This window comes from Proteiniphilum sp. UBA1028 (genome assembly GCF_002316955.1).
In the GTDB taxonomy this organism is placed as follows: Bacteria; Bacteroidota; Bacteroidia; order Bacteroidales; family Dysgonomonadaceae; genus Proteiniphilum.
This window is the reverse complement of the sequence record NZ_DCEN01000040.1, coordinates 1-10089: the sequence shown is the minus strand read 5'-3', so window position 1 is coordinate 10089 and position 10089 is coordinate 1. Positions and strand designations below refer to the sequence as shown.

Annotated in this window: 10 protein-coding genes and 1 tRNA gene; 4 read left to right on the top strand and 7 right to left on the bottom strand. The window is 47.7% G+C overall.

All coding sequences use genetic code 11. The annotated features are described in order from the left end of the window. Together B3Z75_RS06665 and nrfH are read right to left on the bottom strand one after the other, a co-directional pair. Nucleotides 1-404: ammonia-forming cytochrome c nitrite reductase subunit c552 (locus B3Z75_RS06665; protein WP_294068892.1), on the bottom strand; the 404-nt coding region annotated here is incomplete at its 3' end. 88 nt (nt 405-492) lie between these two features. Continuing rightward, nucleotides 493-1101 (bottom strand): cytochrome c nitrite reductase small subunit, encoded by a 609-nt coding sequence (gene nrfH, locus B3Z75_RS06660; RefSeq protein ID WP_294068889.1) that lies wholly within the window; start codon nt 1099-1101, stop codon nt 493-495. Between the two features lie 186 nt (nt 1102-1287). Here nrfH and B3Z75_RS06655 point away from each other — a divergent pair, with 186 nt between their 5' ends. Then, on the top strand, nt 1288-1974 hold the full coding sequence (locus tag B3Z75_RS06655) for a Crp/Fnr family transcriptional regulator (protein ID WP_294068886.1): 687 nt from the start codon (nt 1288-1290) through the stop codon (nt 1972-1974). A 43-nt stretch (nt 1975-2017) separates the two neighbouring features. After that, on the top strand, nt 2018-2707 hold the full coding sequence (locus B3Z75_RS06650; RefSeq protein ID WP_294068883.1) for an SMUG2 DNA glycosylase family protein: 690 nt from the start codon (nt 2018-2020) through the stop codon (nt 2705-2707). A 249-nt stretch (nt 2708-2956) separates the two neighbouring features. On the opposite strand, the gene B3Z75_RS06645 is transcribed toward B3Z75_RS06650, so the two are convergent. The 5 genes from B3Z75_RS06645 to sppA form a co-directional block, all read right to left on the bottom strand. Further along, nucleotides 2957-3029: transfer RNA gene (locus B3Z75_RS06645), tRNA-Phe, on the bottom strand. Nucleotides 3030-3156: 127 nt separating this feature from the next. Next, a complete protein-coding gene (thiL, locus tag B3Z75_RS06640) occupies nt 3157-4197 on the bottom strand; it encodes a thiamine-phosphate kinase (protein WP_294068880.1) in 1041 nt (346 codons plus the stop codon). After that, the gene (locus tag B3Z75_RS06635; protein WP_294068877.1) at nt 4194-5009 is read right to left on the bottom strand and encodes a purine-nucleoside phosphorylase; all 816 of its coding nucleotides are present in this window, start codon (nt 5007-5009) and stop codon (nt 4194-4196) included. The genes thiL and B3Z75_RS06635 overlap by 4 nt, the downstream gene beginning before the upstream one ends. Continuing rightward, entirely contained in the window at nt 4969-6078 is a 1110-nt protein-coding gene (gene lpxK, locus B3Z75_RS06630; RefSeq protein WP_294068874.1) for a tetraacyldisaccharide 4'-kinase, read from the bottom strand. The genes B3Z75_RS06635 and lpxK overlap by 41 nt, the downstream gene beginning before the upstream one ends. Before the next feature lie 4 nt (nt 6079-6082). Continuing rightward, nucleotides 6083-7858: a signal peptide peptidase SppA gene (sppA, locus tag B3Z75_RS06625; RefSeq protein ID WP_294068871.1), complete on the bottom strand. Its 1776-nt coding sequence runs from the start codon at nt 7856-7858 to the stop codon at nt 6083-6085. Between the two features lie 250 nt (nt 7859-8108). Between sppA and B3Z75_RS06620 the strand changes: the two genes are divergently transcribed. Together B3Z75_RS06620 and B3Z75_RS06615 are read left to right on the top strand one after the other, a co-directional pair. Then, the gene (locus B3Z75_RS06620; RefSeq protein ID WP_294068868.1) at nt 8109-8684 is read left to right on the top strand and encodes an RNA polymerase sigma factor; all 576 of its coding nucleotides are present in this window, start codon (nt 8109-8111) and stop codon (nt 8682-8684) included. Next, nucleotides 8671-9972: a hypothetical protein gene (locus B3Z75_RS06615; RefSeq protein WP_294068865.1), complete on the top strand. Its 1302-nt coding sequence runs from the start codon at nt 8671-8673 to the stop codon at nt 9970-9972. Before B3Z75_RS06620 ends, B3Z75_RS06615 begins: the two co-directional genes overlap by 14 nt. The last annotated feature ends 117 nt before the right edge of the window (nt 9973-10089 follow it).

Sequence of the window (10089 nt, the reverse complement as noted above, 5' to 3'; positions counted from 1 at the left end):
CCGGTCCGCAGGGTATGGCGCACATCTTCCACGGCATGCATATGTCCTCTTGGGGTACCGTAATCTTTCGAGAAGGCATATCCGGCCCAAAGGATAACCATTTCCGGGCGCTGTTCGAGGACGTCTCTCACGCTGCTTCCGTTGAACTCACTTTGAAAAGTGGTGTCGGCTGTTTTCGCCCAGGTCTCGTATTCGCGGGGATAATTTACGGCGAACAGTTCATTGCGCGATTCGATTCCGGTGATTTCAACCTTTTTGTTGTTCATCACGCTCGCAATTTCTGCCCGGCGTTGCGTCACGGATGCTGCCAGCATTCCAAGGAGGAAAACCACACCCATTGTCACGAAAAACAGGAGCCAGCCTACCCATGGCTTCATCCTGTTGTTATTCCTCTTCCTGTTCATAGTGTTATTATTGTATATATTGAATTCAGTGTCCGGCTTTTCGTTCTTGTTCGTTATATCCTGGTTCTTGCACTTTGGCTCCTGGCCCTTATTTTTTCATTTCGGCATTCTTTACCATATCCAGCAACCAGTCCGGCACATTGCTTGCCGGCATCGGTACACGTGCATTTGGAGTGGAGGAGAGCGATCTGCTCCGTGTGTGAGGCACATCTCTGTGGCAGTCCCAACAGGCTTTTCCGTCGGTATCCTTCATTTCTCTGTAACCCATGCGCCCTGTATTCACAAACTCGGTATTGAGTTGGGTGTGACAGCGAATGCAGTTGTCCATGATTACCTGAGAACTGGCTTCAATGGCCTGAATCGCCTGGCTTTCGCCGCGTACAGTGAAAATGACGGAATGGCGTAATCCGTCTGTCGCTTTAAAGTAATACCCTTTGATTTTATTGTCCTGGGGTACGTGACAGTCGTTGCAGGTGGTATTTCTGCCGTGTGAGCTGTGCATCCAGGTGGCGTAGTAGGGCCCCATGATGTGGCAGTTTACGCATGTGGCCGGATCGTTTGACAGATAGCTGTAAGCACGGGAAGCAAAAAAAGTATACACGAAGAGCCCCACGAAAGCGCCACAGATAATGATGGCAGGGTATTTCCATCCTCCGCGGGGCCTGACTTCATTCCAAAAGAACCGCAGCTTGCTCATGGTTAAACGCTTTAAATATATCTGTCAATAACAAAGAAAGGAATAATATTTGCAAAAAACTGTAATAATTATGACATTTGTAAAAAATGAGGAAGAGAAATGTACAATCGAAAAATCAATGAGGAAGAAGCAGATAATCCCGTCTGAGCCTGATTGTCAACAATAATAAAATACCGGAAGGAAAAAATGAAACTACAGCACCCTGAACTTGATTATCGCCGCATGATCTTTCAATGTCCCTTGTGCAGTTCAATTCCCGATGAACAACGTGACTCCTTTCTGGAAGACGTGCGGTTTTCAGTCAGGAGTTATCAGAAGGGAGACGTGATTGTTGCCCGGGGGGTTCGTTATGATTCGCTCTACGTCCTGATTATGGGCGAGATCGTAACAGAGATGGCCGATGAGAAAGGCGACTTTATGAAAGTAGAACAGATCAGGGCGCCCAATCCGATGGCAACGGGATTTCTATTCTCTTCGGATAATCGCTCTCCCGTATCTGCCATTTGCAATACAGCCTGTACTGTTGCGGTAATACCGAGAGATAATGTCTATTTTCTGATGAGAAAATACGAGTGTTTTATGATGTCATTTCTGGCATATATCTCCAACAAGGTGTTTTTTCTTTCCGAGAAACTGCGGCTGGTCTCCCTGCGTACCATCCGTGCGAAGCTTGCATACTACCTGCTGAAAGAATCGGAAGGGGAAAAGTCATTTCGGTTGAAAACATCGAAAGAAAGTATGGCTCGCCTGTTTGGCGTTTCGCGTCCCGCGCTGGTAAAAGTGATGATGGAGATGGCAGAGGAGGGGATGATTAATGTGAACCGGCGTGATATTCAAATCAACGACAGGGCAGCGCTGAGAAAAATGCTTTAAATGCATTGTTCCGAAATCAATTTCTGCATATTATCTTTGAATTATGGAGACATTCGCAGACAAAGTAATTGCATTCAACCGTCATTTGACGTACACCGGTAATTTGCCGGAGGGCTTTCGGGTGATGAACCCGTTTATGGACAATCCTGAAACCATGAAGGTGATGGACGAGTTTTACCACAAATATTACCACGATACGGAAAAACGGCGCTTTATTATCGGGATAAATCCGAGCCGCAATGGGGCGGGAGTGACCGGAGTACCTTTTACGGACACAAAGAGGCTGGAGAGCGCCTGTGATATTCAAATGAAATCGGCACGCACGCACGAGGTCTCCTCGGTCTTTCTTTATGATATGATCGAGGCATATGGTGGAACAGCCCGCTTCTATCAGAATTTTTATATTAATTCCCCATTTCCTCTGGCTATTATCAGGGAGACAGCAGGAGGTGCATGGCTCAATGCAAATTATTATGATGATCCGGAATTGTTTGAGTCGGTGAAGGAGTTTATGATCGACTCCTTGCATAAATACATCGGTATGGGACTCGACACGACCGAAGTGTTTATCCTCGGAAAGAAGAATGCAGACTATATCCGCAGGCTTAATGCCGAAGAGAAGTTATTCGACCGGCTTACGGTTCTGGAGCACCCCCGTTTTATCCAGCAATACAGATTGAAAGAAAAGCAACTCTACATCGATAAATATCTGCAGGCATTTCACGGTCGTTGATATAACAAACTGTAGTTTGCCGTGCTACCACAACTCTGATGTTTCCTTTTTTAGCCCGTATTTCCTTTTAATCTGAGTCGATGTTACGTCTTGAATATTTGGAGTATTATACGAGCGAGTAAAGGAGAAAGTGTAGTGCAGTGCCGGAAAATGTGCTCCGTTGATCCCGGATCCTTCATTATCTGCTGAATTGATGGGTAGATAAAAAAGAAAAACACTTGAAATCAGATATTCAAGTGTTTTTTTGGGTGGTGCCACCAGGAATCGAACCGGGGACACACGGATTTTCAGTCCGTTGCTCTACCGACTGAGCTATGGCACCAACATTGCTTAAATTGCGAGTGCAAAGATAAGCGCATTTTTGTGAAATGCAAAATTTGCCAACGAAAAAGTCAAAAAAATATTGCTCAATTACGCTTCAATGGGAAGTGATGTCCGGGAAACAATCGTCAAAGCGATTGTTCGTCCACAAGATGATTCCAGCCCTGGGCACGGAGTTGCATCTCCTGACCGTCGCGGGTCACCAGGTAACAACCCTGTTCGGGTTTGGCAATATGACCTATCAGATGTACACCTGCCACTGCACTCATCTTCTCGTGCAGCGTGAGCGGTACAGTGAATAAGAGCTCGTAGTCCTCGCCTCCGTTCAACGCGACGGTGGTCACATTCATATTGAATGTTTCCGCCATCATGGCGGTCTGGTAATCAACTGGAAGTCGCTCTTCAAAAAGCTGGCATCCCACATTGCTCTGCTTGCAGATATGCAGTATGTCGGACGATAATCCATCCGAAATATCGATCATGGCGGTCGGAACAATGCCGTTTTCCGCCAGCAGGGCCACGATATCCTTCCGTGCCTCCGGCTTGAGCTGCCGCTCCAGCAGGTACTCTTTCCCTGCAAAATCGGGCTGCACCTCACCGCTGCCATCGAACACGCTTTTCTCTCTTTCCAGCAGCTGCAACCCCATGTATGAAGCACCCAGATCGCCCGATACATAGATGAGGTCCGTATCTTTGGCTCCATCCCGGTAAACAATCTTGTCGTCGTCTGCTGTGCCGATGCAAGTGATGCTGATGGTAAAGCCGGTCAGCGATGAAGTGGTGTCACCGCCCACGATATCTACCCCGTAAATCTCACAAGCCAGCTTCAGTCCGCTGTAGAAGCTTTCAAGATCTTCCACCGCGAAGCGTTTGGATATGCCCAGCGAAACGGTGATTTGCCGGGGTGTGCCATTCATCGCGTAGATGTCGGAGAAGTTGATGACGGCAGCCTTGTATCCCAGATGTTTCAGGGGGGCATATACCAGATCGAAGTGGATCCCCTCCAGCAACAGGTCGGTGGTGACCAGTGTCTTTTTCCCCGCGTAATCCAGCACGGCAGCATCATCGCCCACCCCCTTGAGGGAGGAGGGTTGCGTAAGCCGGATATCGCTGGTCAAATGATCAATCAGCCCAAATTCTCCCAGCGTGGCTATTTCTGTTTTCCTCATTCGATTCTCCCGATGATGGTACGCATGATCTCAGCCATCTTGGGCTGTGCTATTTTGGCGGCTTCCTGCACATCTTCGTGCGATACTTCCACGATCTTGCCGATCACGCCCAGGTCGGTGATGATGGAGAAAGCAAGCACCTTCATGCCGGCATGGTTGGCCACGATCACCTCCGGCACCGTAGACATTCCCACTGCATCACCACCGATTATTCTGAAAAAGTTGTATTCGGCCGGAGTCTCAAACGTGGGCCCCTGCACTCCTACATATACACCATGCTGCAACTTGATGTTTTTCTCTTTGGCTATTTCCATGGCCATCAGGCGCAATGATTTACTGTAGGCTTCGCTCATATCGGGGAAGCGGGTACCCAGTTCGTTGAAGTTTTTCCCGTGTAGCGGATGTTCCGGAAACATGTTGATGTGGTCTTCAATCAGCATGATGTCACCAATATCGAAGCTGGGGTTCATGCCGCCTGCCGCGTTGGATACAAAGAGATATTCAATGCCGAGTGCCTGAAAAACACGCACGGGAAACGTAACCTGTTTCATGTCGTATCCTTCGTAATAGTGAAAGCGTCCCTGCATTGCCAGTACCTTTTTGCCACCCAATGTGCCGATGATCAGCTTTCCGCTGTGCCCCTCCACGGTGGAGACCGGAAAATTGGGTATTTCGGTGTATGGAATCTCTTTTTTGTCGGCAATTTCGTGTGCAAGCTCCCCCAGTCCCGTGCCCAGAATGATGGCGGTGTTTGGTATCTCCCCGATTTTATTATTCAGATAATCTGCTGTTTCTTTGATAATTTCTAACATGTTCAAGAATTTTATGATTGAATGAATCTCTTTCGGCGTCATCCACGAAGGTGACGCGTACCGGAATATAATAAAGCATTTTTTTTATCTCATCGTCCAGAAAAGGCAGTGCGCGAAAGCGCACCGCATCTTTTTCGGTGGTGAGAATTATTTTGTTGTCATCTTCTACCGAGTATATCATCTGGCGGATAGATTGTATGTCCTCCCGGGTGAACGGATGATGGTCGGGAAAAAACTTCGTGTACAGGTTGTAGGTCTTGTGTTCCAGCTTATCTACCAGTGGAGCGGGAGAAGCGATGCCCGTAACCAGGAAAAGGTGTTTCTTGCGCAATTCGTCCAAGTGAAGTGGCTCGGGTTTCAACTCGGGAAATACCGGTTTCAAGGCGTCATAATCGAGTGCCGTGAAATATAGATCCTGATAGGGAAACAGGTCCAGACCGTTTGTGTAGATCCTGTAATCGATGGGCTGCATGTCTGGATCGCATTTGGTGACCAGCACGATCGAAGCCCTGTCTTTTCCGTTGAGCGGCTCCCGCAGCAGCCCCGCCGGAAGCAACCGGTCTTCAAATACCGGTCGGTTGCTGTCCACCAGCAGGATAGAGAGTGATGGCAACACATGGCGATGCTGGAAGCCGTCGTCCAGCAAGATGACGTCGGGGCGTTCCGCCTTTTCAATGGAGAGTATCTTTTCGATGGCAGCAACCCTGTTCTTATCCACCACGACCAGCGTTCCCGGAAACTTCTTTTTGATTTGCAGGGGCTCATCTCCCACATCACGTACTTTGGAGTCGGGATCCACAATCAGAAAACCTTTACTCTTGCGTTTGTATCCTCTGCTTAGTACGGCTACTTTGTACCGGGGGGAAAGCAGCCTGATCAGATATTCAATATGAGGGGTCTTTCCGGTGCCGCCTACCGTGATATTTCCTACACAGATCACCGGGATCTGAAATGTGCGTTGTTTGAGTATTTTTCTGTTAAATAATCCGTTCCGGAAATTTACACCAATCCCGTACAGCCAGGATAATGGCAGCAAGGAACGGCGAATTTCTACAATGGGTTTGTCCATGTTGTTACCTGATATTCAAGTCGAAAGGAACACGAGCCTGGATGTAATCCTGTTCTTTCAGGTTTTTCAAAATCATAAATAATTCATAACTATCACCCAGATATTCTTTTAATGTTTGGGCAGCCAGATCTTCCCTGGCAGGTCTTAGCAGCTCATCGATGCGGGAGCGCATCTTCGGATATTCGAAAACGACGTAGCTTTTGCCCAGGTTGGCCATCTCAGCCGCTACTTCAATGGCTCGTTCCATGCCGCCCAATTCGTCGACAAGCCCGATCTCTTTTGCCTGATTGCCTGTCCATACCCGGCCTTCGGCATACAATGCCATGGTGTCTTTCGGCATGTTGCGCCCTTCAGCACAGCGGGTGAGAAAAAGGTCGTACCCTTTCTCGATGTAAGCCTGCATCATCTTTCTTTCCCTTTCGTTAAAGGGGCGGGTGATATTTCCGAAATCGGAAAACTCGTGGGTTTTCACCTCGTCTGTATAGATTCCGATTTTTTTGCTGGTACCTTCCAGGTTCGGGATGGCACCGAATATCCCGATGGAGCCGGTGAGCGTGGTGGGTTGTGCCACAATCCTGTCGGCATTGCAGGCAATATAATATCCTCCCGAAGCTGCCACGTCTCCCATCGAAACGACCACAGGCTTTTCTTCCTTCAACCTGGCGATCGCTTTCCATATTTGTTCCGATGCATATGCGCTTCCCCCGCCGGAGTTGATGCGAAATATCACAGCCTTTACATCCTTGTCTTTTCTTAGCTTTTCGATCTGATCAACCATGTACTTGTCCTGTATCTCCGATGAACCATTGCCGGAGACAATATTCCCGCTGGCATAGAGGATGGCGACGGTGTTGCCGGTTTTTTTTACTGGTTTGGTGCTTACCGACTTCATTTCCGCAACTGTGGCTGAAGGGATTCTGGTGTCTTCCTTGATATCCAGCAGTGTGCGGAGGTAGTCTTTCATTTCGGTTTCGTACAACAGAGTATCCACGAGGTTTGCCGTAAGCAGATAGTCTGTCGACTGTAACAAGGGGAAGCTGTTGGCCAGTGAATCTATTTTCGCCGGCGTGAGGGAGCGTGATTCCGCCAGATCTTGTCGTAGGAAGCTCCAGGTGTCGGTCAGATAAGAGGTAATCTGAGCCCTGTTTGCCTCGCTCATTTCGTTTTGAGTGAAGGGTTCTACTGCCGATTTGTAGGTGCCGACTTTGAAAATCTGCATCTGGATGCCCAATTTATCCAGGGCATCCTTGAAGAAAATGGGAGTGGAAGCCAATCCATGCAGGTCGAGCATCCCCTGTGGGTTGATAGCTATTTTATCGGCTACCGAAGCAAGGTAGTAGCCGCCTTGTGAGTAGGTATCGGCATATGCCACAATAAACTTATCGCTTTCTTTGAATTTGATCAGTTCCTGGCGGATCTCTGCCAATGTGGCCATCGAAGCCGAAAGCATGCGTGAATCGAGGTAAATACCTTTTATTTTATCGTTGTTTTTCGCCTTGCGAATTGCACCCACAATATCATTGAGCCCCATGGCGGAAGGGTAGTCGGCTCCAATCATGGACGTAAACGGGTCCTGTTCCGGTGTCCTCTCCGTGATAGGTCCATCGAGTCGCAGATTTAAAACCGAATTTTCCTGAAGCGTGAATTTCTCGGTAGCCACGGAATTCACGAGGGAGCCCATCATGCCTAAAAAAAAGAGCATGGCAATCAGTGAAAGAATAACTTGCGCGATAACAAATCCAATAGCGGATGCGAGCATGATTTTTAGAAAATCTTTCATAAAGAGGACTTTTAGTGGATTGATAGGACAAAAATAAGTAAAAAACAGTTATACTGCAATATAAATTTACACATTCTTAATTAATTTCACTTGCTTTGTTTTAAGGCTGATAGTATATTTGAGAACGAAATGCATACATAGGTGGGTTATACATGTCTTTTTCTTAATAAACGATAAATTAGGATAAAAACAATCCATTTGGTGCAACGTTTTTACTCTTATTTCATCTATGATTTGAACTGCGATAAGAATGGATGATTCGCAACTGATAATAGCGTGTAAGAAACAGGACCGTAATGCCCAAAAGGCATTATACGAGCGTTATGCTCCTGTAATGATGGCTGTGTGTATGCGCTATTGCAGGGAGGAAGAAGCTGCCCGTGACCTGTTGCACGATGGATTTATCCGCGCTTTTACGCAAATAGGCTCATTTTCGGGCAAGGGTTCTTTTGAAGGTTGGCTAAGACGTATTTTTGTAAATCTGGCATTGGAAAATTTCCGGAAGGAAAAACAGAAGAATCGGTTTCTGGAAGAATATGGCTACTTGTATGCTCACGAAGCCGAAGAGGATGCCGACGATTTACTCGATATAGAAAATATTCCCCGCGAGGAAGTCATGGAGATGATCAGGAACTTACCCCCGGGATACAGGACAGTATTTAACCTGTTTATTTTTGAAGAAATGTCTCACAAAGAAATTGCACAGATGCTGGGCATCAAGGAGGCAGCTTCGCGTTCTCAGTTCTTCAGGGCAAAGACAATGTTAAAGAATAAGATAAAAGCCATCCTCCATCTTAACAATGGCAGATATAATGAATACAGATAACGAGGTTAGAAGAGAGATACAATCGAAGCTTGGCGATTACAGAGCACCGGTGCCTGCCGACGGATGGGATCGGATTGAACAATCGCTGAATGCAGCCCGCAATGCTCGCACGATTGTCCGTCGCCGGTGGTACGCTGCATCGGCTGTGGCAGCCGTGATCCTGCTTGTGGGAGGGCTCCTTTTTGTTCTGCCCACATCCGACGAAGTCGCACTGGTTTCGGAATCTTCCGTCTCTCAGACCGACCCTTCCCATGACAGCAACCCGGAGGTGGTTTTTCCCAAAAACGCAGAGCAGGCAGTATCACCGGCATCGGTTACTCCCTTTCGTGCAACAAACCAAATCAAAAAAAATACCCCCCCCCTTACTGCATACAATAAACCGGATCGGAACGAAACGTGGCTGCAACGGGGACAGACGGTCCTGGCAACCCCCAGGAGAAATATAAGGGAAGAAGATTTTTCCTCGGCCGTTAAGAAGGCCGGGGTGCTACAGGCGACACCACTTGCCCAAGATGCCGGCGTGGAGGAATATATCACGGTTGGCCGTGAACAGGAAGGTTTGCGGAAAGATCAGGACCGGGGGAGAGCAGACAACAGGCAGATAATCCTGGCGATGAGCGGTCGTGGTGGCTTGACTCCTTTTCAGCAGACAGTAAATTCGCCCATGACATTGCGTAGTGCTCAGTATGCTGAGAATAATCCACCGTTGTCGGATTCCAAGATGTTGCTTACCACAAACAATACAGCCGGCAATGTGTCGGAGATGGAACATGACCAGCCCGTATCCTTCGGCATTACGGTATCGAAGTCGCTGTTCAACGACCTCTCTCTGGAGACCGGACTTATATATACTCATCTCTCTTCCAAAGTGAGAAATTCCAGCGTCAATCTGCAGGTACAGGAAACGCAGCGTCTTCATTATCTGGGCATACCCCTGAACGTAAATTACAATCTTTTTTCGGTGAAGAAAGTGAATGTGTATGCTTCTGTGGGAGGGATGCTGGAAAAGGATGTGTACGGTGAATACCGGAGAAAAGGCGTAGGGGTGTCGCCTGAATTGAATATCTCGTCGGAGGAGGAAGAGATCACCCGGATATCTCAGCGCAACCCGCAGATATCCGTCAATGCCGGGGTGGGAGTCTCTTTCCCGGTCTATCAGGATGTAAAACTATACGGCAAGATAGGAGGCGCTTATTACTTCGATGCAAACAACGAATATAAAACCATCTATTCCGACAGCAAGATCGTGATGGATCTGAGTGTGGGGCTGAGGTATGAATTTAAATAATCACATAATAAAAATGAACATGAACAGAACAATCTTATTGTGGGGAATGATCGGCATGACCCTGTTGCTGACCTCTTGTCTGGAAGAAGGAAGCCGGAATTACGACGAAACGTCTGT

Excerpts from the sequence above, each read along its gene's own strand:
- nrfH (WP_294068889.1), bottom strand. The coding sequence starts at position 1,101 with ATGAGCAAGCTGCGGTTCTTTTGGAATGAAGTCAGGCCCCGCGGAGGA.
- B3Z75_RS06655 (WP_294068886.1), top strand. The coding sequence starts at position 1,288 with ATGAAACTACAGCACCCTGAACTTGATTATCGCCGCATGATCTTTCAA.
- B3Z75_RS06650 (WP_294068883.1), top strand. The coding sequence starts at position 2,018 with ATGGAGACATTCGCAGACAAAGTAATTGCATTCAACCGTCATTTGACG.
- thiL (WP_294068880.1), bottom strand. The coding sequence starts at position 4,197 with ATGAGGAAAACAGAAATAGCCACGCTGGGAGAATTTGGGCTGATTGAT.
- B3Z75_RS06635 (WP_294068877.1), bottom strand. The coding sequence starts at position 5,009 with ATGTTAGAAATTATCAAAGAAACAGCAGATTATCTGAATAATAAAATC.
- lpxK (WP_294068874.1), bottom strand. The coding sequence starts at position 6,078 with ATGGACAAACCCATTGTAGAAATTCGCCGTTCCTTGCTGCCATTATCC.
- sppA (WP_294068871.1), bottom strand. The coding sequence starts at position 7,858 with ATGAAAGATTTTCTAAAAATCATGCTCGCATCCGCTATTGGATTTGTT.
- B3Z75_RS06620 (WP_294068868.1), top strand. The coding sequence starts at position 8,109 with ATGGATGATTCGCAACTGATAATAGCGTGTAAGAAACAGGACCGTAAT.
- B3Z75_RS06615 (WP_294068865.1), top strand. The coding sequence starts at position 8,671 with ATGAATACAGATAACGAGGTTAGAAGAGAGATACAATCGAAGCTTGGC.